This is a genomic window from Pedobacter sp. GW460-11-11-14-TSB4 (genome assembly GCF_059423705.1).
The window spans coordinates 220,992-245,099 of record NZ_JBWKYI010000003.1 but is presented as its reverse complement, the minus strand read 5'-3'; the positions used below and the strand labels follow the sequence as shown (position 1 = coordinate 245,099).

Annotated in this window: 15 protein-coding genes; 9 read left to right on the top strand and 6 right to left on the bottom strand. The window is 39.9% G+C overall.

Going from position 1 to position 24,108, the window contains the following annotated elements; translation table 11 throughout:
• Nucleotides 1-22 precede the first annotated feature (22 nt).
• From AC07YT_RS05505 to AC07YT_RS05485, 5 genes are all read left to right on the top strand, one after another.
• A complete protein-coding gene (locus AC07YT_RS05505; protein WP_494945201.1) occupies nt 23-2,941 on the top strand; it encodes a glycoside hydrolase family 2 TIM barrel-domain containing protein in 2,919 nt (972 codons plus the stop codon).
• A gap of 285 nt (nt 2,942-3,226) precedes the next feature.
• Nucleotides 3,227-4,393, top strand: a complete 1,167-nt coding sequence (locus AC07YT_RS05500) for a mandelate racemase/muconate lactonizing enzyme family protein (protein WP_086547193.1) — start codon at nt 3,227-3,229, stop codon at nt 4,391-4,393.
• Nucleotides 4,394-4,446: 53 nt separating this feature from the next.
• A complete protein-coding gene (locus AC07YT_RS05495) occupies nt 4,447-5,235 on the top strand; it encodes an SDR family NAD(P)-dependent oxidoreductase (RefSeq protein ID WP_086549373.1) in 789 nt (262 codons plus the stop codon).
• A gap of 104 nt (nt 5,236-5,339) precedes the next feature.
• Complete coding sequence (locus AC07YT_RS05490) at nt 5,340-6,215, top strand: SMP-30/gluconolactonase/LRE family protein (RefSeq protein WP_086547192.1); 876 nt, start codon at nt 5,340-5,342, stop codon at nt 6,213-6,215.
• Nucleotides 6,216-6,267: 52 nt separating this feature from the next.
• The gene (locus AC07YT_RS05485) at nt 6,268-7,920 is read left to right on the top strand and encodes a sodium:solute symporter family protein (RefSeq protein ID WP_086547191.1); all 1,653 of its coding nucleotides are present in this window, start codon (nt 6,268-6,270) and stop codon (nt 7,918-7,920) included.
• A gap of 456 nt (nt 7,921-8,376) precedes the next feature.
• On the opposite strand, the gene AC07YT_RS05480 is transcribed toward AC07YT_RS05485, so the two are convergent.
• Genes AC07YT_RS05480 through AC07YT_RS05465 form a run of 4 tightly spaced genes read right to left on the bottom strand, consistent with a single transcriptional unit; the run spans nt 8,377 to nt 15,449 of the window.
• Nucleotides 8,377-9,072 (bottom strand): DUF4998 domain-containing protein, encoded by a 696-nt coding sequence (locus AC07YT_RS05480; protein ID WP_086547190.1) that lies wholly within the window; start codon nt 9,070-9,072, stop codon nt 8,377-8,379.
• Nucleotides 9,073-9,101: 29 nt separating this feature from the next.
• Nucleotides 9,102-10,301: a DUF5000 domain-containing lipoprotein gene (locus AC07YT_RS05475; protein ID WP_086547189.1), complete on the bottom strand. Its 1,200-nt coding sequence runs from the start codon at nt 10,299-10,301 to the stop codon at nt 9,102-9,104.
• Between the two features lie 12 nt (nt 10,302-10,313).
• Nucleotides 10,314-12,227 carry a RagB/SusD family nutrient uptake outer membrane protein gene (locus AC07YT_RS05470; RefSeq protein ID WP_086547188.1) on the bottom strand — a complete coding sequence of 638 codons (1,914 nt, stop codon included), beginning with the start codon at nt 12,225-12,227 and terminating at the stop codon, nt 10,314-10,316.
• Between the two features lie 27 nt (nt 12,228-12,254).
• The gene (locus tag AC07YT_RS05465; protein ID WP_494945200.1) at nt 12,255-15,449 is read right to left on the bottom strand and encodes a SusC/RagA family TonB-linked outer membrane protein; all 3,195 of its coding nucleotides are present in this window, start codon (nt 15,447-15,449) and stop codon (nt 12,255-12,257) included.
• Nucleotides 15,450-15,665: 216 nt separating this feature from the next.
• On the opposite strand from AC07YT_RS05465, the gene AC07YT_RS05460 reads away from it, so the two are divergent.
• Nucleotides 15,666-16,529: an AraC family transcriptional regulator gene (locus tag AC07YT_RS05460; RefSeq protein ID WP_086547187.1), complete on the top strand. Its 864-nt coding sequence runs from the start codon at nt 15,666-15,668 to the stop codon at nt 16,527-16,529.
• 155 nt (nt 16,530-16,684) lie between these two features.
• On the opposite strand, the gene AC07YT_RS05455 is transcribed toward AC07YT_RS05460, so the two are convergent.
• Nucleotides 16,685-17,263 (bottom strand): YdeI/OmpD-associated family protein, encoded by a 579-nt coding sequence (locus AC07YT_RS05455; RefSeq protein ID WP_086547186.1) that lies wholly within the window; start codon nt 17,261-17,263, stop codon nt 16,685-16,687.
• 85 nt (nt 17,264-17,348) lie between these two features.
• Between AC07YT_RS05455 and AC07YT_RS05450 the strand changes: the two genes are divergently transcribed.
• Nucleotides 17,349-18,527, top strand: a complete 1,179-nt coding sequence (locus AC07YT_RS05450; RefSeq protein WP_086547185.1) for an acyltransferase family protein — start codon at nt 17,349-17,351, stop codon at nt 18,525-18,527.
• Between the two features lie 180 nt (nt 18,528-18,707).
• Here AC07YT_RS05450 and AC07YT_RS05445 read toward each other — a convergent pair whose 3' ends face one another.
• Nucleotides 18,708-19,259: a dihydrofolate reductase family protein gene (locus tag AC07YT_RS05445; protein WP_086547184.1), complete on the bottom strand. Its 552-nt coding sequence runs from the start codon at nt 19,257-19,259 to the stop codon at nt 18,708-18,710.
• A 198-nt stretch (nt 19,260-19,457) separates the two neighbouring features.
• Between AC07YT_RS05445 and AC07YT_RS05440 the strand changes: the two genes are divergently transcribed.
• Together AC07YT_RS05440 and AC07YT_RS05435 are read left to right on the top strand one after the other, a co-directional pair.
• A complete protein-coding gene (locus AC07YT_RS05440) occupies nt 19,458-21,062 on the top strand; it encodes a tetratricopeptide repeat protein (protein WP_086547183.1) in 1,605 nt (534 codons plus the stop codon).
• 262 nt (nt 21,063-21,324) lie between these two features.
• Entirely contained in the window at nt 21,325-24,102 is a 2,778-nt protein-coding gene (locus AC07YT_RS05435) for a TonB-dependent receptor (protein WP_086547182.1), read from the top strand.
• Nucleotides 24,103-24,108 lie beyond the last annotated feature (6 nt).

Below are 24,108 nucleotides of genomic sequence, written 5' to 3'. Positions count from 1 at the left end.
ATTAAATTTTAATACAACAATCATGACCCTAAATAAAATTCACGGTTACCAAATAAGACGCAAATTATTGCTGACTTTTGCTTTGGTAACCAGTACTGCTTTAACGCTATTGGCACAGAACAGTGGCATAGCCAGTACCCTTTCACCAATCCCATCCTCGTTGCTCAGCAGCAATAAACCTGTTATTTCTTTAAACGGCGATTGGAAATTTGAACAAAGCAACAAAAAAGGAAATATTAAAGTGCCAGGGGAGTGGGTAATGCAAGGTTATACGGTTAATACCGGAGAAACGGCTACTTACACCAAAACGTTTTCGATACCGAACAATTGGAAAGGCAATCGCATGAAGTTGCGTTTTGATGGGGTAAGTTCTCACGCAGTAGTTAAAATAAATGGTAAAAAACTAGCTGAACACGAAGGTAGTTTTGTTCCCTTCGAAATTGACATTACCGATGCATTAAAAAGCGGAGAAAATCTGCTTCAGGTTGATGTGCAGGCCAATACCATCAGCGATATTTTGGCTTGTACCTCACAGTACGCTGTACATACCGTAGGGGGGATATTGCGTAATGTTACTTTGTTTGCCCTGCCAGAGGTTAATATCGCCGATTTTACAGTGGTAACAACACTCGATAAAAACCACAATAATGCGACACTTAACCTTAAAGCATTGGTCAACAATCAGGGGCAAAAGGCTTCAGCAGGACAGATCATTTACACTTTAGCAGCTGTTACCGGAAAAAGTATCGCTACGGTTAAAGCTGCAGTGCCGGCAGTATCTGGTCAAAAATCGACTTTAATTCATACCGATATTTCGGTGAAAAATCCAATAAAATGGAATACCGATAAGCCGTATTTATATACTTTAACCACGGTATTAATTATTGATGGAAAAACGACCCAAAGCCATCAACAAAAAATTGGATTCAGGCAGGTTGAGGTAAAGGGAAATCAGGTATTTGTAAATGGAATGCCCATTAAGTTAAGAGGAGTTAACCGCCATTCGGTACATCCACTTACCGGGCGTGCCATAAGCGACGATTTGGAGTTGAAAGATGCCGAATTGTTTAAACAAGCCAATTGCAATTACATCCGTACTTCACATTACCCACCAAGCGAAAGGTTTTTAGCCATAGCCGATAGTATTGGCCTGTTTGTAGAAAACGAGAGTTCCTTAACATGGATTCAGCACGGTGCTTCGCCAATCTGGAAGTTATGGAATTATAAAGACGAAAAGTTTTATCCTTACATGCTTGCGGCGAATATCGAAAAAATGCAGGCTGGCAAAAACCATGCTTCGGTAATTATCTGGAGTTTAGGTAACGAAAGTTATTGGAGCCCGCTATGGGATAAAGTTTATCGCGAAGCTAAAAAAATAGACCCTACACGACCTATTTCTTTTCACGATCAATGCTGGGGTGGTTTCAATAATGGAGGCAATAAAGTTGATATCGCCAATTACCATTATCCAGGCATTAATGGCCCCAAAGCTACCGATACGATGAAAAGGCCAACTTTGTTTGGCGAATATGCTCATTTAAGCACTTATAACCGTCGCGAATTATTAACCGATCCGGGCGTAAGGGCAAGTTATGGCCCATCATTGGTTAAAATGTACGATAGCATGTATGTACACAAAGGTAATTTAGGTGGTGCCATTTGGAGCGGTATTGATGATACTTTTCATTTACCCGATGGTAATATCGTAGGTTATGGCCCCTGGGGACCAATTGATGCCTGGCGCAGGCCAAAGCCCGAATATTGGGGCATGAAAAAAGCCTATGCACCCGTGGTCATCAAAAATGTGCTTCAGCCAATCATTAAAAATGGTAAATTGGTACTGGAAATAGAAAACCGTCATGATTTTATTTCGCTGAGTGATGTAGAAATTACTGCTCAGGTTGATGGTGTGCCTGTTAAGCTAAGCTCAGCAATCAAACCACATGGCGAAGGCCAATTAGAAATCCCTGTAAAAGAAGCAACAAAAGAAGTATATATTTCATTTAAAGACCCTTCGGGTAATGTGGTGAACGAAGAACTTATGGTTTTGAAACCGGCTGAAGAAACCATGGCACACAACAAGCTGAGCTTATCGCTTACAGAAAATGAAATGGCCTATTTTGTAACACAGGGAGATGTGAATTATACCATAAACAAAATTACAGGTGTAATATCTGGTGCAACAAACAAAGGGGTAAAAGTATTAGAACAGGGACCCGTATTTAGTGTAGTGGCGATGAATAGCGAAGATGGCGGCAAACCCAATGTAGCTGGCGAAACGTACCAGAATAATATCCACCCGATTAAAAATTATCCTTCGTACACCATTTTCGCAAATGCCATTAAGGTAGATCAAACGAACGATGCAATTACTTTTGCGATCAAAACCACTTATACCACCGGGGATGGTGATATAACCTATAGATTTTTTGCCAACGGCAACACTCAGGTAGATTACGAAGTGAAAACTACTTTAGAAAGGCCTTATCAATATGGGATGCTTTTCCAGTTACCTAAAACTTTCGACGAATTAAGCTGGAAACGCAAAGGCGAATTTACCGTTTATGCAGCAGAAGATATTGCCCGTAACAGCGGAACAGCGAAATTAAATGCTAAATGGTTACCAGGTGTAGAAGAATTTGGAAAACCGGCAGCTAAACAATGGAAAGATGATAGCAATGAGATGGGGTCGAACGATTTTAGATCAACCAAACAGCATATACTCCAAACCCGGTTAAGCAATGGAAGTAAGGAAATGGTGATTCAATCTAATGGTAAGCAGGCATCAAGAAGCTGGTTACAGGATGAAAAAATACAATTGCTGGTTGCTGATTATTGGAATAACGGTTCCGAGCCTTTTTACGGCTCGCCATTTACCGATGGACGCATTAATATTAAGGGCAAATCATTAAAAGGAAGTGTAAATTTTAGGCTGCAATAAAAAAGAAACGTCATTGCGAGAAGGCTTTTTCAGCCGACAGCTTGTCCCGACCTTTCGGGGAAGCAATCTTTCTAACAAGGATGGCTAGCATGAAAGATTGCTTTCCCGAACATTCGGGATTCCTCCTCGCAATGACGACCTTTTCTGGAATCTGTCAATGATAGCCTGTCGAAGGATTTGCAGTTTACTTAAGAAAACTCAATCTGACAGCTATTGGCTAAGTAAATAGAATAAATTAAAAGTTGGCGGTAATACCAACAAAACGAATATAAAAACAACAACAAAATGAAAATAACAGATGTAAAAGTATGGCTGGTTGAGGGCGTAAAATACAACTGGACCTTATTAAAAATATATACCGATACCGGACATACAGGAGTAGGCGAGGCCACAAACTGGCCAGGCAGTCCGATTGTTTTTGAAGCAACCAAACACGTAGGGCAGCGTATTATTGGTTTAGATCCGATGAAAACTGATTTTATATGGACTAAACTTTACAGAGATTTAAACTGGATGGGCCCGTTTGGTGCCAGTATGTGTGCCATTAGCGGGATAGACATGGCATTGCTCGATTTAAAAGCAAAAGTATTGGGCGTACCCTGCTACGAACTTTTAGGTGGCGCTTTCAGGAAAGACATTTTACTCTATGCCAACTACTGGTTTACAGGCGGCGGTCATAATACAGCAGATTATGCTGCACAGGCCAAAAAAGTTAAAGAAGCGGGTTTTACAGGCTTAAAATTCGACCCGTTTGCACACACCAATTATTTGTATGGCGAAGATCTATCATCAAACCTTCAGCTTACAGCTCCTCAACAGGATCTGGCATTTAATGTAAGTAAGGCCGTTCGTGATGCTGTTGGGCCCGAATTTGATATCATGATCGAAACGCACGCCATGTTAAATTACCGTGTGGCGGTAACCATGGCACAAAGGCTTTCAGAATTAAATATTACCTGGTATGAAGAGCCTGCAGGACCAGAAAATGCCAATACCTTAAAGGCCATGAGGGATCGGATTCCTTCGAATGTTTCCATCTGCGTAGGCGAGCGCCACTATACCCGTCACGGTATCCGCGATGTATTGGAAAAACATATCTGCGATATCATGATGCCTGATATTACCCGTTGCGGTGGGCCTTCAGAAATGAAACGCATGGCGACCATGATGGAAGCCTATAATGTACTCCTGGCGCCACATAATCCGAACGGGCCGCTATCTACATTGGCTTCGGCACAGGTTTGCGCTTCGGTGCCAAACTTTTTCAGACAAGAATTTATGTTTAACGATGTGCCATGGCGTGATGAAGTGATTTCGCATCCGATTGCTGATATGGTGCAAAACGGGCATTTGAAACTGAGCGACAGGCCAGGTTTAGGGGTAGATTTAATTGAAGAAGAAATGGAAAAACACCCCGGCATTTTAACGCCAAGGGCTGGTTTCTACGTTTAAATATGAATATAACCGATCAGGTTTAATGCCTGGTAGGTTTTTAAATGGATTTTATGGCACTAACAATAGATTTAAAAGGGAAAATAGCTTTGGTAACGGGTGTTACTTCGGGTATTGGTTTGGGGATTGCCAAAATGATGGCCAAAGCGGGTTGCACCGTTATAGGCTGTGCAGAACAAAGTGAAACGAGTGATGTTGCGCAGCGATTTTTAGCAGAAATGGAGTCTTTTGATGCACATACCGACTATTTTAAAGCCGATATGGTGGTAACCGAAGACATTGATGGGCTTGTTTCAGATATCACCAATGATTATGGGAGATTGGATATTTTAGTTTCTAATGCCGGACAGAATGTATTTACGGGATTAGAAAATAGTACCGAAAAAAACTGGCAGTTTAATTTAGACCTAAACCTTTCAGCACACTGGCGCCTGGCCAAACGTTGCAAATCATTATTAAACACAAATAATGGGGTAATTATTGTAATGGCTTCTAACCATGCCTTTGCCAGTATCCCCGGTTGTGCACCCTATAACATTGCCAAAACCGCCTTAACGGGTTTGGTTAGGAGTTTGGCCATAGAATGGGGGCCTGGTATTAGAACGATAGGTATTGCACCAGGCTTTATCGATACACCCGGTAATCAGCAATGGTTTAATTCATTTATTCAGCCTGAAGAAGAAAGACAACGTACGATAAACCTTCATCCGGTAAAAAAACTAGGCACGGTTGAAGAAATCGGAGGCTGGTGTGTGTTTTTATCCAGCGAATATGCAGGTTTTGCATCGGGGACTACCTATTTAATTGATGGAGGCCGAAGTGCAATGATGCAGGATAGCTAAGGTGATGATGGAAGGATGGGAGATGGATGATGGGAGATGGATGATGGGGTTTGGGGTTTGAGACAAAAGCGATACTAAGATGAGGGTAATTTTTTAACAATACGATGGATATTTGGAAGCCAGATGTGCTTTATAAAGCAGATTTAATTTTAGGAGAAGGTGCCCGCTGGCATGCTGGATGGCAAAAATTCTTGTTTATCGACATCAAAGGCAAACTAATTGGTACCTGTAATCCGGCAAATGGTAAAGTAGTTACCAAAAAAATATCGGCAATGCCTGGTATGCTGGCGCCTGCCGAAAATGATCAGCTATTAGTGGCTTTACAGGGTAAAATTGTGTTATTCAATTTAGCAACCGGTAAAACGATAAACCTGGCGAAATTTAAAGAGGATCCCGAAAACAGGAGTAACGATGGCGCTTGCGATGCATTAGGCAGGCTTTGGGTGGGAACCATGAATATTAATGCCAAACATGGTGCAGGTAATCTTTACTGCTACAACGGAAAATTAGTTAAGAAAATTGAAGGCACAAGTGTATCTAATGGTATTTGTTGGTCGCAGGATAACCGCACCCTGTATTACATCGATAGTTTTCTTTACCACATTAAAGCCTTCGATTATGATTTGGCTACCGGGAATATCAGCAACGAAAGAATTGTAGTAGAAATAACCGAACCTAATACCGTGGCCGACGGGATGTGTATTGATAGTGAAGGCATGCTTTGGGTAGCCATTTGGGGAGGTGCTTGCGTAAACAGGTATAATCCGCTCACCGGGGCCTGTATAGGAAAGATTGAAATCAATGCGCCAAACGTAACGAGCTGCGCATTTGGGGGTAAATTGATGAATCAAATGTTAATTACCACGGCAAAGGATGGATTAAGTGCCGACGAATTAAAAAAATACCCACACAGTGGCTCGCTCTTTATGGTAAAATTAAAGGTAACGGGATTGCCAACTGCTCCTTACAAACAACAATAGTTACTGGCTTTTGCCATAAAAACAAATACTACTAACCAAATAATAATCGTTTATGAAACTAGAACTTATCGACTACCTGATTATTGCCATTTATTTTGTTTTGGTAATGGGCATTGGTTTGGTGCTGAAAAAGAAAATAAAAACAGGGAATGATTTTTTACTGAGCTCGCACAACATTCCATTATGGATTACTTGTTTAGCTTTTATATCAGCAAACTTAGGCGCACAGGAGGTCTTGGGCATGGCTGCCAATGGCGCAAAATATGGCTTGTATACCATGCATTTTTATTGGTTGGGTGCTGCTTTAGCAATGATTTTTTTAGGCGTATACATGATGCCCTTTTACTACGGTAGTAAGGCCCGAAGTGTACCTGAATATTTAAAATTACGTTTCGACGAAAAAACCAGGACTTTTAACGCACTTACTTTTGCTGCAATGACTGTTTTTTCATCTGGTGTTTCCCTGTATGCACTGGCCATGTTAATGAAAGTTATTTTAGGCTGGGATTTCGATTTATCCATATGGCTTGCCGCTGGTGTGGTATTGATTTATACTTTCTCCGGAGGTTTAACAGGTGCCATTTATAACGAAGTATTGCAGTTCTTTTTAATTATTATTGGCATAGCGCCTTTGGTTTACATCGGTTTAGATAAGGCCGGAGGAATTGATGGTATTTTACAACATGTTGATGATGCGAAGCTTCACGTTTGGAAGGGTTTAGATAGTCCGGCAAACAACCCGATGGGCGTAGATGCCTTTAGTATGGTTTTTGGATTGGGTTTTGTATTGGCATTTGGCTATTGGTGTACCGATTTTTTGGTGGTACAAAGGGCAATGGCTACCCGAAATCTGAACGAGGCACAACGCACACCCGTTTTGGCTGCTTTTCCTAAAATTTTAATGCCAGCCATCGTGATTCTTCCTGGAATCATTTTATTGGCCTTACAGGGGCAGTATAGCGGCTTCGAACTGCCTGTTAATGTTAATGGCGATAAAGATTATAATATGGTACTGCCTTTATTGTTGCAGAAACTTTATCCGAGTGGTTTGCTTGGTTTAGGCATAACCGCATTAATTGCTTCATTTATGAGTGGTATGGCGGGCAATGTTACCGCTTTTAACACGGTATTTACTTATGATATCTACCAAACCCATATTAAGAAAAAAGCTTCCGATTTGCATTATTTAATGGTTGGCAAGGCCACTACTGTTGCCGGTATTTTAATTTCTATCGCTACAGCTTATGTGGCCCGTGGCTTTAACAGTATTATGGATTTGCTCCAGCTTGTATTTAGTTTTGTAAATGCACCCCTGTTTGCTACTTTCTTTTTGGGCATGTTCTGGAAACGGACCACTGGTCATGGAGCCTTTTGGGGTTTACTTTTAGGTACAGGCGCTGCGGCCATTACACATGGTTTATCGGTAGCCGAGGGCAAAGGTGGCTGGCTGATTCATTTGTTCGATTTTTATTCGGCAACAGGGCAGGCCTTTACCATTGCATCGATCTCCTTTATGGTGTGTCTGGTATTTACCATCGTAATCAGTTTGTTCACCAAAGCCAAAGACGAAAAAGAACTGGTTGGACTGGTTTACAGCTTAACGCCGAAACAAGATTTAAAGAGCAAAACCTGGTATACTAATCCACTTTATTTGGGGCTTATCGTTTTGATGATTACGGTAGCCTTTAATATTATCTTTTTTTAACCTACACTTCTGGATTAAAAAAAAGCTGATGGAAACATCAGCTTTTTTTGTTATTCCTGGATATTTTTTTAATTGCCCTTATACCAGCAAATAAGGCAATTTAAGAAGCACCGCTATTTTTTAAACCATATCAGTAATAGAAGAACAATAAAAGTGCATAATCCGCCAAAATGCATCAGGTAATTCTATTTTGAGCAGCGGCCATTGTACCTAAACGTGATTGAACGGAAATACTTTTTGCTGCAGATGTTTTATTATTTGGTGCTCAATTCGGTGCAAAAAGATTGCAGTGAAAGCAGGGCTGCAAACCGCCATGGAAGGATGTCCCGCTCTTTCCAAAAAAACATGTTTCAAATAAAGCAATCAACTGTTTCAAAAAGTTTAATCAGCTATAAAAAACAAAGGGCAATTTTCATATCGAAAATTACCCTTTTGAGTGTGTTAATTTATAATTGGCTAACGTTTAAAAGTATCCTTTTTCTGAACTGTAAAATTATCTATAGCATCTTTCTGAGGTTTATATGTTGTCTGATAATATAGATCTGTACCTGTTTTATAATCGTTAATCCGGGTTAATACCGATGAAGGATCTGTAACCTGCATGGTTTTAGGCAGGCCGTTTACATCAGTATACTCAACAGTCGTATAAATGGCTGTAGGATCTATGCCTTGCCAATCGATGGTTAAAATTTTACTGGTCGCATCGTATTTGGTCGTGGCGGGATTAAAAACACGGTTTACAATTGCTGAAGCATAATTTTCGCCAAATACAGTCCCATTGATGTAAATGGGTATAGACATGTTTCCTTTATTATCAAAAGTTCTGACTTCGAAATTAATGCCCCCTTCTGTTAAGTTATCAATAATTAACTTAACCTCGTCTACACCACTGCTGCGAACAATCGTTTTTTCGACCATGTTTTGTTTTCCATTCCAAAATACCTGGTATTTCACAATTTTAGGATCTGAAGTAAACTGACCGTATACCATCACCCGTTTGTTGCCCGCGAGAACTTTTGCAGAGTCTAAAATGCCTGGGTAAGATATTTCTTTGTCTCCTTGAAATTGCCCCCTGTAATCGTCTATTTTTGAGCAGGCACTAAAGGCGAAAAATCCCATTAATGCAAAAGACATCCATATATTTATTTTCATCTGAGTAAATTTAAATCGTCGTTATTATTTTAATTTTTACTGCCATAAACCTCTATTTGAGTACCCATAATGGCATAGGTGTTTTCCCAGTTGCGTGTAGACTTAATTCTTAAATACCTAAAGGCAGGTAAGCCAGGTTCGAACTCCGTTGGCCATCCTGCCAATGCATAGGCCAGATCCTCTGCTGTTTCGGTGCCCGATGGCAGGCCGGAAGGTTTTACTACCGATTGGGTAGCCAGTTTGGTCCAGCCGGTATAACTTCCATCTGCCGGCGGATTATTGGTTGCCCAGATTTCAAAATCGCGAAGATTTGCCCTAACATAGAATTTATTGCCCGATTCAGTTCGTGGGAAAAATATAAATCTACTTAGGGCCCTGGTTACACCTAAATCGATGGTAATGGTTTGTGGTGTGGTAACTCCTTCCAGTGTAAATGCCCTGGGCCAATAAGCAGGGGCGTAGGCGCCATCCCAAAAATAGCTCAAAAATGTACCATAAGCCATGGTTGCATCTCCTGGCAGGTTATATGCTGCAAACTTTGATTTGTCTAACATCCCTTCACTATAAGGTGTTATATTTTTATACAAAGTATCGGTATGATTGCCAAAACGGTCCATGACCACAAAACCAAAATTTGTGGCTACAGACTCTTGACCTCTAAGTGTACTATTCCCTGACAGCGTTTGGGTATAAATTTTATCCAATGCTTTAATACTGCCATTATCTGCTTTAATGATCGGGGCAATAATAACAGCAGCCCTGTTGGGATTGGTGAATTTTAAATTTGGTCCGCCAAAACCTGCAATAATATTTAAACTCTCATAAACAAGTTGAATGGCCGATTTTAGTGGTTTAATTTTTACGATAACAGGATCAGACATCACCTCGCTCTTCGTCACAGCGTATAATGTAATCTGCTGTTCATTTGTTGAGTTATAACCATCAATTAATAGCTGGCTGGTATAGTAAGAACTTACCACCTCCCTTTTTACACCTGGGCGTATTTCATATACCGCTTTAATGTAAGAAAGCCCTTCATTTGTGGGTAGGGTATAGGTTAACAAAGCACCACCACTCTTATTTTCTACGGTGACATTTGATACCGTTCCCGGCTTTTCAGCACTATTTTCGATAGGACCGTTAAGTATATCATTTTTACAGCCAAAGGTTGTAAGAACCACAAGCAGCAATATGATGCCGGATTGTAATTTTTTTAAGTTTTTTTCCATTTTGCCTAAAATTTACCAACCCGGGTTTTGAACCAGGTTTTCGTTTATTAATAAATTATTCTCTCTTATTGGCCATAAGTAATCTCTAGGGGCTACAAAACGTTGTGTATATCGGGTTATAATTCTGTAATAAAGTGTTGGATCGGCCTGATCTTTATCCCAGCCTTGTACGTTGCCATTAAGTTCCGTGCCTGCTGTTTTCCATCTTCTTAAATCCCAGAATCGGCTGCCTTCCAGCGCCAATTCAATCCCTCTTTCCTGGCGAATAATGCTGCGTAAGCCTTCTTTGCTTTGGTATTTGCCTGGGTTATTGGAAAAGTCTGTCCATGATTTTTGAACAGTAGGTAAACCAGAACGTTCCCGTACCTTATTCAGGTAATCGTAAACCAGGTTACTTGGGCCTGAAAATTCATTGAGTGATTCTGCATATAAAAGGTAGAGATCAGCTAAACGAAACATTGGCCAGGGATACCTTTCTGTACTGGTAGAGTTGTTTGCTGCCCAGGTAAATTTCCAGCTCACCAATTTTTTAGCATAGTAACCCGTTGGCGGTTGTGGCGTCCCGTTACCTGCCCCGCCTAAACGTACCTGCAAACTAAATGTTCCTTCATCGCTACGGGTTAAACTACCTTCCTGATACCATATCCCGCCATCAAAACCCAGTGAAGCATAAAAACGGTTTTCCCTGTCAAAATTAAGCCTCGATGAGGTATAACCTATTAAGTTGTTAAAACGCTCTTTGTTAACGCCGGCTCTTAGTTCTGATCGGTTACTGAAATTAAGGGTTTTATCTTCATTGGTCGGTACCCCATTCGTACTATAAAACAGATCAGCCAGTTTTAGCGTGGCGCCTACATCGGCAATAGCACCATTGCTTGCCCCATATCTGCCGTCAAAGTGACCCACCGTTATATATTGTAAATTACTGGTTGCTGTATTTGGATTCCCCCAGATCAATTCCGAGTTTTGCCATTTTTGACTCACTGCATTTCGCAGGTTCATCTGTTTAATGGTGGTATCGCTTAATTTAAATATAGAAGTAGGAAATTTGTACAATTGTATACCTACGCCTTCGCATGAAGTGATGGCAGCTTTACAAGCCAAAGCTGCTCTTTCCCATTTTTTTGGATCGTAGGTCGTGCTCACGAGTTGTACACCTTGTTTATCTTTAAATGTATTGTAATCCGTATTGCCATTAAATAAAGGGCTGGCCGCTAATACCAGAACACGTGCTTTCATACTCAGGGCAATAGGTCTGGTTACCCTGCCCAATTCATTGTTGGTGTTTTGAATAACATCTGGCAGGTTTGCAATGGCTAAATCAAGGTGTTTTACAATAAAGTTTACTACGCTATCAACAGGCATACGCCTTACTTTAGTGTTTTCTATCGGCCCGTCTACAGGTGCGTTTTCTTCGATAGTAGGAATCGGACCATAGGCACGTAATAAGATAAAATGGTAATAAGCTTTTAAAAATTCACCTTCAGCAATCCATCTATTTCTTTCGTCTATACCTATATCGGGTACTTTGCTCATGTCTTTCATGTTTTCTATAAAAACATTGCAATCCCTAATGGCCAGGAACATTCCTCCATCCCAATAATTAAAAAATGGTGCCACTACCGTTTGATTACCACGTGGTATATTCGTGGCAATATCAGTAGATCTGCTTGGTAGGGGAACACACATTTCATCGCCACCTAAAAATGCCGGATTTGAAGCAGTACTTCCATCATCTGGTATGTACGAATAACAGGTAAACAGGTACTTCTCTGCTTCGGTACGCAGGGCAAAAGCGTTTTCTATTTTAGGTAAGTTATCTGGTACCACATCTAAAAAACCTTTTTTACAGCCCATCACCAGTAATATGATACAGGCTATTATAGCGGGCGTTATTTTATATAAATTATTCTTTTGAGTCTTCATCTTGATCAAATAAAATTGTTAATCTGGTTAAATTCCAACCTTTATGCCCAGGTTATATACCCTTTGCAAAGGATACCCCAAACCATTACCGGCCATTTCAACTTCCCACAGTTTAAAGCTGCTTACTGCAAATAAGTTTAGACCGCTCATGTATATCCTGGCACTGCCTAAGCCGATTTTTTTAGCCAGTTTTTCACTAAAATTATAGCCCAGTTCAACCTGCTTTAAGCGTAAAAAATCGCCCCTTCTTAACCACCAGGATGATGCCACCGCATTGTTGGCCACTACTTCGCTGCTTAGTCTTGGCCAAAAGGCATATGCATTCCTATTGTCTTCACTCCAGTGGTCTTGTGCAATAATATCCAGCAAACCAGATTGGGTACCACCAAAGGTTACAAAAGGTGCTATCCCTTCTACATTTCCTGTACCTGCGCTACGACTTGAACTTGGATTGATGAAAAATGAAGAACGGGTTGATCCCTGAAAGAAAAAGCTAAAATCAAACTGTTTGATACCGAAAGAACCTCCAAAACCATAAATAATCTCTGGGTCTTTAGGCAGGCCGATAGGTACAATATCCAAAGAGCTGATAATCCCATCGCCGTTGATGTCGCGGTATTTAATATCTCCGGCACCATAAATACCAAAGTTTTGGCGTGGTGAGTTTCTCACTTCTGTTTCGTCGGTAAATAAGCGCTCGGCTACTAAGCCATACAGCTGTCCTGCCGATTTTCCCACCGCACTTAGGTGTTTTAAGTTGTCAGGATAATTAGGTTCTTCATTAAATAATACTTTGCTTGCGGCATAAGTAAAAGTTGAATAAATTTTAGCCCAATAGTTTTTGTTGAAATTTTTGTAGTAATTGAATGAAAAATCGACCCCCTGGCTGCTGGCTTCTCCAATGTTTGCAAAAGTACCGGCCTGCAAACCTGAAGTTGAGGGTACATTACTCCTGAATAATAAAATGCTAGAAGTGTTTTTCTTATAAGCTTCGATAACGAAATTGAAATCGTTAAATAAACTTAATTCTAAGCCTAAATTATATTGCTTTGTTTTTTCGAAAGTAATATTTGGATTTGCATAACGGCTGGTTGAGATACCCGGTCTGCTATAACCATAATTCTCTCCGAATGTTGCTCCTCTAGAGATATTATTTAATTGTACCTCTGATAAATAAAAGAAACGATCGGCATCAGATCCGATTTGATCATTACCACTTAAACCATAACTGCCCCGAAGTTTTAAATTCGTAATCACTTTACTTAAAGGCTCCATGAATTTTTCTTTCGTAACGATCCATGCTCCACTGATTGATGGGAAAAACCCGTAACGTTTATCCGGTGAAAACCGTTCTGATCCATTATAACCAAAACTAAAATCTACCAGGTATTTATCTTTATAAGCATAGTTCGCCTGGCCTAAAAAGTTTAAATTACGTTTTGGTAACGATAATTGTAAGGTGTTGGCATTGCCATTAACGGTAGAACGGACGGTGGTAATAAATCTTCCTCCAACTGAATGATTTTCGCTAAAGGTGCGTAGATAGTTAATTACCGCTTCACCATAAATAACTGTACTTACGTTTTTTGCTGATGGCGAATAGGTGAGGTACTCTGTTGGAGGGATTCCGATTTGGAGTGTTGATGAACCTGGAGTAGGTTCGTTAAGCGAGGTTAGGAGGGTTTGTCCACCAACCTGTCTGGCCTGATAATAAAAAGGACTGTACTGCCTAACCAAAGTAAAATCGGCATCACGCTGTGTAAAAGCCATGGCACGGGCACTTAAACCTTTTGTAATACCATCCAAATTTTGGTTTATCGTGATTTGGGGTACTAGTTGTGCCCTGTTGTATTCCTGAAACCCTTTTACTGATTCGGCAAATGGATTGGTATACAGTTGATTATTGGAGTTGGGCAATAAGGCACTGCCAAATAGGGGATGTTGTGCATAAGGTAAAAAACTTTGCGGATACAAAGCAGGGAAAGCTACCGGATTGCTTTGAGAAGCCAAAGTGAAAATCCGCGATCCACCGCCAACCGGCGAAGTATTGTTATCAAATGTACCACGTACGCTGATGAGCGCTTTGGTGGTTTTGGTAAAGTTGATGGTGATGTTTGACAATAAGGAATAAGAAAGTGCCTTTACATTGGTGTTAAAATTGTTTAACCCGGCTTCCCTCAGTAAACCATTATTCTCATCGTAAGTTAAACTTACATAATAAACTGCTTTCTCGTTACCGCCACTTACATCTAAATTTGCTGCCAAATTTCTGGTGTTATTTTTTGTCAGAATATTAACCCAGTCGTTACTTGGATACAGCAAGGGATCCATACCTGCAGCTGTATTATCGATTTTATTAGGTGAGTAAGGTGGATTTACACCGCCCTGGTTTTGAAAATCACGGGTGGTTACGGCCTCATTCGCCAAACGCATGTAGGTAATATTATCAGCCAGTTTAAAGTTTTGCGTATTGGTTGATAACCTGTTTTCTACCCTTGCATTGATTTTGGTAACGCCCTGCGCGCCCAATTTAGTGGTCAGTAACATTACCCCATTCGATCCTCTTGAACCATATAATGCAGTAGCTGCCGCATCTTTCAGTACCGAAAAATTATCAATATTATCAGGGTTAATACGGGCCAGATCGGTAGGTGTACTTTCAATACCATCAATATAAATCAAGGGATCTTGCTTTCCGGTTCCAAAAGTACCCACACCCCTTACAAAAAAGTTGGCATTATCTTGTCCGGGTTCACCGGTACGCTGGTAGGCAATAACTCCCGGAACACGCCCTGCTAAAGTAGTGGTAAGGTTACTGGTTGGGCCTTTTAGGTCTTTCGCACTAATGGTGGTTACCGAACCGGTTAAGGAACTTTTTTTCTGCGTTCCGAAGGCTACAACGGCCACTTCCTGCAGTTCATTCTGCGCATCATCTTTTAAAACAATGTTGATCGCTTTCGGATCGTTTGCGGCTACTTCGATTGTGGTGTAACCAACAAAGCTAAATCTTAGCCTTGCACCCGCAGGTTTGGGGATTTGAATCGTAAACCGGCCCTCATTGTCGGTAGTAGTACCAACATTCTGCCCGATTACCCCCACGCTAACACCGGCGAGGGGCTGTTGTTCTGCATTTCGTACTGTTCCTTTTACAACGGTTTTTTCTTGCGAAAAGGCTGCTGCAGATAGAAATAGCATGAAATAAAATAGGAAAATTTTCTTCATACAGTTTATATAGTTTTTGGTTAAAAAAACAGCTGATTGCTGAGGCACAGTCTATACCTCATGTAATCAAATGTTTACTAATACTAAAAGTACGCGCAGCATTATTCCTTTTGTAAAACTATATTTGGAAAAACTTAAATTTTTTTACCTTAAATAACTTAATTTCCTTATTTATCATTAATTTAGTTTACTTAATTAAGGTTTTTGTAAAATATTATGAGGTCTGAACTTATCAATGTTAACCATGCAGGTAACAAATCTGTCCATATAAAACATATCGACAATAACCGGCTGATTTCATCTTTCCACTTTCATGATATGTGCGAATTGGTTTGGATTGAACGAAGCCATGGTAAACGCATTGTTGGCGATCATATTGGGAATTTCGAAGATGACGACCTGGTACTGATGGGACCAAATCTTCCGCACATCTGGCAGAATGATAAAAGTTACGAGGATAGGGATGATAAGCTGGTAAAGTCTACCGTTATTTATTTTAGCATTGATTTTTTTTCGATGTTAACCGACGATCAGGCTGTTTTAATGCTGGTAGAAGACTTGGTTTCGAGGGCATCAAGAGGTTTAGCCTTCGAAAAAGAAACCAGTAATAAAATAAGGGAGATTTTACTCGGGATTGAAAATAATGATGGTTTCGAAAATATAGTTTCGGTTGTAGAAATCATCAAAATATTAGCTAGGGCAAAAGATTTTAAGTATTTATCTAGTCTCACATTTAAAAACCAATATGATGAGAAAGATAATAACCGGATTAATAAGGTGTATCAGTTTTTAATGAAAAACTTTCATAACGACATACACCTGAATGAGGTAGCCGAATTATGCAATATGACACCCAATTCATTTTGCCGCTTTTTTAAAATGCGGGCACAAAAATCGCTTACCCAGTTTATCAATGAAATACGAATAGGGCACGCCTGCAAATTACTCCAATCAGAAGATTATTCCATTGCGGATGTTTGTTATGCCAGTGGATTTAATAATCCAACCAATTTTAATAAATTTTTTAAGGCCATTAAAGGCATGAAACCATCAGAATATAGGAATAGGCTGAATAATTAAATGGTTCATTGGTCATTAGTTCATTGGTCATTCGTTAATTGGTCATTAGGCAAATGGTGCAGTTCAAGGCTATCGGTTAATCAACACTAAACACTAAGCTAACTGTTACTGTTTATTGCCAACTGTTAACTGCCAACTGTACTCCGGACTAAATTCTACTTCACCCGCACATTTTCTCCCGCCAGGCGAACGGTTTCGCTAATTCTTGTTGCTCTTGTTTCTGTTCTTTTGGCTTCTGATATCCATTTTAGTATGGCTTTCTTTGAAGAACGGGGAAATTTTTCCCAATATGATTGCGCTGGTTTGTTGGATTCAAATTCTTTTTTTAAATCATCGGGTACAATTAGATTTTCTACATCATTCAGGGCATCCCACATGCCATTGGCTTTAGCGGTTTCGATAGATTGTAATCCTGCATCGCTCATCAGTCCCTGGTCTATTAAGTGTAAAGCTTTATTCTTATTAATCGCGCTCCAGTTACTTTTAGGTTTTCTTTTTGAGAAAAATTGATAACGGCTTTCCTCATCCCTTTTTACCGTTAAGCTATCAATCCAGCCATAACAAAGGGCCTCATCAACGGCGTTGCTATGGGGCAGGCGATTTGCCGATACATCTTTTTTATAGATGATTAACCAAACAGATACTTCCTTTTCATGGTTCTCGGCCAGCCATTGGCGCCAATCGGCCTGGGTTTTGGCATAAAAAGCTTTAACGCCGTTTTTTATTTCTTCCATAAAATATAGTGCCTTTTTTTTGATGCTTAATCTTATTAAGATAGTAAATTTACCAATAATGTAATTGTTTTAATGGAGATTTATCATGGCTAATCAATCTTTAAGGAATGTATGGATAGATTACCTGCGCTCAACCATAACCGTTTTAGTGGTTGCACATCATGCGGCATTGGCCTACACCACTTTCTCTGTATTTAATAAGGATGCTTATATCCTGTCTACACATCCAGTAGTAGATCATGGCAGATGGGCCTTGCTTGATGGCATGGTCAGCTTTAACGATACCTTTTTTATGTCGCTTATGTTTTTTCTGGGCGGACTTTTCTTTTTTTCTGGCATTGATAAAAAGGGTTATCTATCCTTTATTAAAGATAAAATTTTCAGGTTATTGATTCCGTTCTTATTGCTGGGTACCGTGCTGATGCTTTTGGCATATTTCCCTTCATTTTATTTAATGCGTGTTAATACCAATATTTGGACTTATGTTCAGGATTTTTTCACAACTGAGGCCTGGCCGGTTGGTCCGCCGTGGTTTTTATGGTTATTGTTCGTTTTTAACTTTGTCGCGGCATCGTTTCATCAATTATTTTATGGTGGAAAGAACAGCGCGCTACAGTTAAACCTTAACAAAAACAGGACAACTGTTGGCCTGTTTTTAATTTTGTTTTTAACAGGTTTGCTTGCTTATCTGCCCATGGCAGGTTATTTCGGGCCATATAGCTGGACGGGGATTGGACCTTTCGATTTTCAGCTGAGCCGCTTAATCCTGTATTTTGCCTATTTTGCAATTGGGGCAGTCGTTGGAAAATTAGCGATCAGTGAAGGCGTTTTTGCTGAAAAATCGTTAACCGTTAAATACTACCGGTTATGGTGTTTGCTGGCCCTTTTGGCTTTCGGTGCTTTTTTGTATTCAACCGATGTTTTGAACAAAGCAGTAGATCAAAAATTGCTCAGTAGCAATCAGAATGCAATGATCAGCAACATTTTGTTTGTGCTTTGCTGCACTTTAACATTTCTTGCTTTCGTAACCAGTTATAGCAAATTGGTTGTCAAAAAGATCGCCTGGTGGGATTCGCTCAGTAGCCATGCCTATTTAATTTACCTGGTTCATTTTGTTTATGTAACCTGGCTCCAGTTTTTATTGTTATCGTTTAATATCCCTGCAGGTTTTAAGTTTCTAATTGTTTTTGTTTTATCGCTGGGATTAAGTTGGGCAACTGCTTATTTACTGCGGAAAATGCCTTTGGTGAAAAAATACCTGTAAGCTGGAGGATGTTGTTCATTAGGCATTGGTCATTGCATACTGACCATTGATAACTGCCCACTGTAAATTGTCTTTTGATTTTTGCTCATTGGTTCATTTGTCATTCGTTCACTAGTCATTGGTACAGTTCAAGGTTAAGTTGACTCTAAACGCCAAACCCTTAACTCTAAACTAATCAGCTCATTTATCCTTCACATCATATATAAGCTGCGCAACACCCGATGGAGCACTTTTGGTTTCTTTTAGGCTTAGCCAAACCCGATTGGTTATTTCGCTAAACAATAATTTTCCTCCACCTAATATTACCGGGTGTACAGCGAGCTGCAGTTCATCAACCAGGCCTGCATTTAAAAACGAAGATATTAACTTTGCACCACCATATAGCCATATGTCCTTACCCGGCAGTTTTTTAATCTCGTTAACCCTTCCCACAATATCCGACTGGATAAAGGTTGCACCCGTACCATCGTCGGTTTTGGTATGCGAAAAAACATACTTTTTCTTGCTGTTGATATTTTCGGAGATCGATTTCATCAAATCGTTTTCTTCTTCTCCGGGCTGGTAATTTCCCCAGAGATCGTAGCTGATCCGTCCATAAAAAATAGAATCTATGCCATCTAAAAAATCGTTAAAATTGGCATCCCCATCCATAATACACCAGTCAATTTCGCCATTTGGGCCTTCAATATACCCATCAAGGGTAACAGCAAGGTCGAGAATAATCTTTTTCATCTGTGGTCATTTTACGGTTTCGCTTTTTACAAGCCGTTAACCTCTAAATTACAAAATATCATTTAACGGGCTAATATAAAATCAGCCGCGAACTTAAAGTTGGCATTCATCCCCATCAGTTAATTTTTCAACTTAACCTTAAGTTAACATATACGCTCTTTCTTTGTTCAGCATTGCCTGATATATAGATGCTTTAACATGATCAAACCTTTTAGTGTTCTTTTACTTTTGCTGCTTTTCATTTCAAATGTAAATGCGCAGGAAGAAAAATTCGAATCGATTATTGCGCTCAATCAAAAAGACCCCACTGCAGCGCTGGCTCAGTTAAAAAAAATATACGCCAAATCTATCGACGATAATGATGAGCTTTTGGAAGGTAAATGTTTACAGCAAATGGGCAAGGTTTGTTATACACAGGGGCATTTTAGTCAATCGTTAGAGTTCTTTTTAAAAGCAGATAAAATATTCAATACTGCCAATCAATCGCTTTTGCTGGCCGCCAATCTTAACGATGCCGGTGTACTGTACTACTACATGAAGCAAAAAGATAAGGCCTTAAATAGCTATAATAAAGCCATTGGCATTTATAAACGAGCGAATAATTTAACTGGCCAGGCAACCGTTTTGGGTAATATCGGGCAGTTATACGAAAAAAGGCAGCTTTACGACAGTGCATTTTACTATCAAAAACTCGCTTTAAAAATAAACGAACAGGTTAACGATAAAAGTGGGGAGGCAAAAATACACGAAAACCTGGGCAGTATATATGAAGATCTGGAGCGTTACGACTCTGCTTATGTGCACTTTAAACAGTCGTTGGATTTATATCAGCAAGATCATAATGACCTGGGCAGCATTGAGGTGATTAATAATCTGGGCGATATCCTCCGTAAAACCGGCCGGTATAAAGAAAGTATTGTGCAAACTGAAACTGCATTAAAGCTGGCCGAAAAAATGGGCAATATTTATCAGTTAAGCTCCTGTTGCAGAGATTTGGGGAAGGCTTACGAACTGCTGAATAATATGGATAGTGCCTATCATTACGTAAAACTGGGTTATAAATATACCATCGATCTGTATTCGGAAGATGGTGCCCGGCAGGTCGCTTTTTTACAGGTGCTTTACGATATCAATAAAAAATCGGATGAGATTAATAAACTGAAAAACGACCGGAAGGTGAACCGGATTATTGCTTTTTCAGCCACAATTGTGGTGATATTATTGGTCGTTTTAGGTTTTGTTATTTTTAGCAGACAACGGTTAAAGTTGAAAGATCAACAGATGCTGGCGCGGCAGAAGGCAATAGAACATGATATGACCAGCCTCGAACTCAAAAATCTTCAGCTCGAAGAACAGCACCTGAAGCAGTTGCTGGAGGTTAAAAGCAGGGAATTATCTACCCATACCTTAAATCTGATCAAACACAACCAGTTCCTCGAAAACCTTAGAGCAACCTTACAGACGATGGTAAAGGAGGATAAACGCGATCAGAAAAAGCAGATGAACCAGATCCTCACCGAGATTAACCAGAGCTTTAACCACGAACGCAACTGGAAAGAATTTACAGTGGCTTTCGAACAGGTGCATCATCAATTTCTCGAAAGCCTGAAAAAATATAGCAATGAACTTACTTCAGCCGATATGCGCCTGATTGCACTATTAAAAATGAATCTCGATTCAGGCGATATTGCAACCTTGCTCGGTATATCCACCGATAGTTTAAGGGTATCGAGATATAGGCTCAGAAAAAAGCTGAATATGGCGCAAGGCGATAATTTATCTGCATTTATCCAGGCGCTATAATCGTTACATCAGCTGTAATAAATTACCTGTTTTTTGGTGTTTTTTACCGCTTAACAATTTGTTAATGTAACGGTAATAAAAGCATAACGGCGTTTTTGTGTATGCTTAATTTGTTGATAATCATTGTGTTGTATTTTTGTGTTGCTTTTTGATCTATGCCTGTTGTAACGCTGTTGCCTTTATGTAACCTCGATAATTTCCTGGTGTAAAATGGTGTATACACCTTTGCCCCGTCGATAATAAAAAGACATTACCAAACACGATGAATAAACGATTACAAATTCTGTTTTTATTTCTTTTTTGTGCAGGCACTGCAAATGCCACAAAACTGAAAGGCCATGTTTACGATAAGCAAACAGGAGAGGCCATTGTAGGCGCAACAGTGGTTTTAGAAAACCCAAGGCGCACAACCAATACCGGATTGGATGGCACTTTCGAATTTAAGGATGTAAAAGTAGGTTCAGCCAAAATTAGTGTAAGCTACATTACCTACAAAACCATCGAGAAAACCTTAGTGATACTGAAAGAGGATAATGATCACTTAAAGTTCTACATGGAGAGCGATTCGAAAAGTCTTGATGATATCACCATTAAATCGAATGCGGTGAGTTCTACCGACCAGGGGGCAAGACGCCTGGAAAAAAATGCGCCACAGCTGATGAATATCGTTTCAGGAAGATCGATTGAGATTTCGCCTGATTTAACGGTAGCCAATGTGATGCAACGCATTTCGGGTGTGTCTATAGAGCGCAATAGCAATGGCGACGGGCAGTACGCCATATTAAGGGGAATGGATAAACGCTACAACTATACTTTGGTCAATGGTGTGAAAATTCCAAGTCCGGATAATAAATACCGTTATGTTCCGCTTGATCTTTTTCCTTCTGATTTACTCGATCGTTTAGAAGTGTATAAAACGCTTACCCCCAATTTAGAGGGCGATGCCATTGGCGGTGCCATTAATATGGTGATGAAAAATGCGCCTGGTTTATTACAGGTAAATGCCAATGTTTCTACAGGTTATAACCAGTTGTTTTTTGACCGGAAGTTTACCAGTTACAATGCTTCAGGTATTAATTACAAATCGCCTTACGAAGTAAACGGGAAAAACTACAATGCTACTCAAAGCGATTTTACCAAAGGGACACTCGATTATAAATATAAAAATCCTGCACCCAATTTAATCGGGAGTTTATCCTTAAGTAAACGCTTTTTGGATAATAAACTCGGGGTGGTGCTGGCAGGAAGTTATCAGAATACTTACCGTGGTAGCAACAGTACTTTTTACAACAACGCAGTGGTAGGTATCGATCCTTATGCCAAAATTACCAGTAAAAGTTACCGTGAGTATTCCGAGCAGCAGCAACGAACAGGTTTACATGGAAAAATTGATTATGTTTTTAATAAAGATCACCAGATCAGTTTATATAATGTGTATGTTAACCTAAAAAATCAGCAGGTTAGAGATGCGGTAACCACTACCTATAATGGGGTTTATAATCCAACCGCAGGGAATGCTGAATTGGTTTACGATACGCGCAGCCGCTTAACGGAGCAACAGATTTACAATACGACACTTCATGGCGACCATAAATTCTTTGATGATAAATTTAAAGTACAATGGTCGGCTGTTTATTCTTCGGCTAAAAATGATGTGCCCGAAAATACCAGCATCAGTTTAAACGGGATACAGCAGAATTTTCAAAGCAAAAGGACCAGCTTGGTTAATACCGATCCGGTTACCCGCAGATGGGAGCGCAGTACTGATGAGGATTTGGCAGGATATCTTGATCTGACTTATCATGTTTTAGTCGATGAGCACAAACTGGATATTATGGCCGGAGGTTTATACCGCGATAAACAAAGAAGCAGTTTCTTTAACAATTACAACCTTGCCCCAAGTGCAGCCAATGCATTTGATCTTTACGGTGTGAATTTTCAAAATTATACCGATTTAAACCTCGTGGTGAGTAATCCTACAGGTGCAGTGTCTAATGCACTAACCTACGATGCAAGCGAAAAAATAGCGGCCGGATACGGTATGTTTAAATATAACTCAGCTAAATTGGAAGTAATCGGAGGGTTAAGGGTAGAACATACCAACCAGGGTTATAATCTGCTTTTTCCTGCAGGTGAGGCTTTTCCAAAAGGAAATCAGATTTATACTGATCTGCTACCCAGTTTAACTGCAAAATACTTCTTAAGTCCAAAAGCGCAATTACATGCTTCTTATTACAAGGCCCTCAACCGTCCGGGATTTTATGAAATTGTACCTGGAAGAGTGAAAAACGAAGAATTTGTAGAACGTGGTAATGTGAACCTGCAACGTGCTTTAGCCGATAATTTCGATTTGCGCTACGAACTTTTTCCCGGTGCTTCAGAGCAATTATTGGTTGGCGCTTTTTATAAACGCATTAAAAATCCTATTGAATATACCTTTCAGGCCGATGCCATTCGTGGACAAGACACTTTTTATACCCCAGGAAACTTTGGTACCGCCAATAACTATGGTGCAGAAGTAGATTACATCAAATATTTCAGCAAAATAGGTCTGAAAGCCAATTATACCTATACCCATTCACGCATCAATACCACTAAAACCACCAGGGTTATTAATCCTACTACAGGAGATACTGAACCGGCTAATGTTAATCAGGAGCGTCCGCTTTATGGCCAGTCAGCGCATATTGCCAACTTATCGCTATTGTTTAAAGACACTAAAAAAGGCTGGGATGTTCAGGTTGCAGGTGCTTATACAGGGCCACGCATCAACACGGTTTCTCAATTCCTAAATAACGATTTGTGGCAGGAAGGATTTGTACAGATGGATGCTTCTGCTGAGAAACGTTTTAAAGGTGGCATCAGTGTTTTTATCAAAGCCAATAACATCTTAAATACCCCCACAAAGTTATTTATAAAAGGTACAAATCCTGAGAATAACAATATCAATGAAGACCTGGTTAAAAACGGAAATACATTGATCAGAAGTGATTATTATGGCCAGAACTACCTGCTTGGCTTCAGATATAAGTTTAATTAATTAGAA

What these genes read in the sequence shown, in the direction of transcription:
- AC07YT_RS05485 (WP_086547191.1), top strand. Translation starts at nt 6,268, where the DNA reads ATGAAACTAGAACTTATCGACTACCTGATTATTGCCATTTATTTTGTT.
- AC07YT_RS05480 (WP_086547190.1), bottom strand. Translation starts at nt 9,072, where the DNA reads ATGAAAATAAATATATGGATGTCTTTTGCATTAATGGGATTTTTCGCC.
- AC07YT_RS05465 (WP_494945200.1), bottom strand. Translation starts at nt 15,449, where the DNA reads ATGAAGAAAATTTTCCTATTTTATTTCATGCTATTTCTATCTGCAGCA.
- AC07YT_RS05470 (WP_086547188.1), bottom strand. Translation starts at nt 12,227, where the DNA reads ATGAAGACTCAAAAGAATAATTTATATAAAATAACGCCCGCTATAATA.
- AC07YT_RS05460 (WP_086547187.1), top strand. Translation starts at nt 15,666, where the DNA reads ATGAGGTCTGAACTTATCAATGTTAACCATGCAGGTAACAAATCTGTC.
- AC07YT_RS05435 (WP_086547182.1), top strand. Translation starts at nt 21,325, where the DNA reads ATGAATAAACGATTACAAATTCTGTTTTTATTTCTTTTTTGTGCAGGC.
- AC07YT_RS05445 (WP_086547184.1), bottom strand. Translation starts at nt 19,259, where the DNA reads ATGAAAAAGATTATTCTCGACCTTGCTGTTACCCTTGATGGGTATATT.
- AC07YT_RS05440 (WP_086547183.1), top strand. Translation starts at nt 19,458, where the DNA reads ATGATCAAACCTTTTAGTGTTCTTTTACTTTTGCTGCTTTTCATTTCA.
- AC07YT_RS05455 (WP_086547186.1), bottom strand. Translation starts at nt 17,263, where the DNA reads ATGGAAGAAATAAAAAACGGCGTTAAAGCTTTTTATGCCAAAACCCAG.
- AC07YT_RS05500 (WP_086547193.1), top strand. Translation starts at nt 3,227, where the DNA reads ATGAAAATAACAGATGTAAAAGTATGGCTGGTTGAGGGCGTAAAATAC.
- AC07YT_RS05495 (WP_086549373.1), top strand. Translation starts at nt 4,447, where the DNA reads ATGGCACTAACAATAGATTTAAAAGGGAAAATAGCTTTGGTAACGGGT.
- AC07YT_RS05450 (WP_086547185.1), top strand. Translation starts at nt 17,349, where the DNA reads ATGGCTAATCAATCTTTAAGGAATGTATGGATAGATTACCTGCGCTCA.
- AC07YT_RS05490 (WP_086547192.1), top strand. Translation starts at nt 5,340, where the DNA reads ATGGATATTTGGAAGCCAGATGTGCTTTATAAAGCAGATTTAATTTTA.
- AC07YT_RS05475 (WP_086547189.1), bottom strand. Translation starts at nt 10,301, where the DNA reads ATGGAAAAAAACTTAAAAAAATTACAATCCGGCATCATATTGCTGCTT.
- AC07YT_RS05505 (WP_494945201.1), top strand. Translation starts at nt 23, where the DNA reads ATGACCCTAAATAAAATTCACGGTTACCAAATAAGACGCAAATTATTG.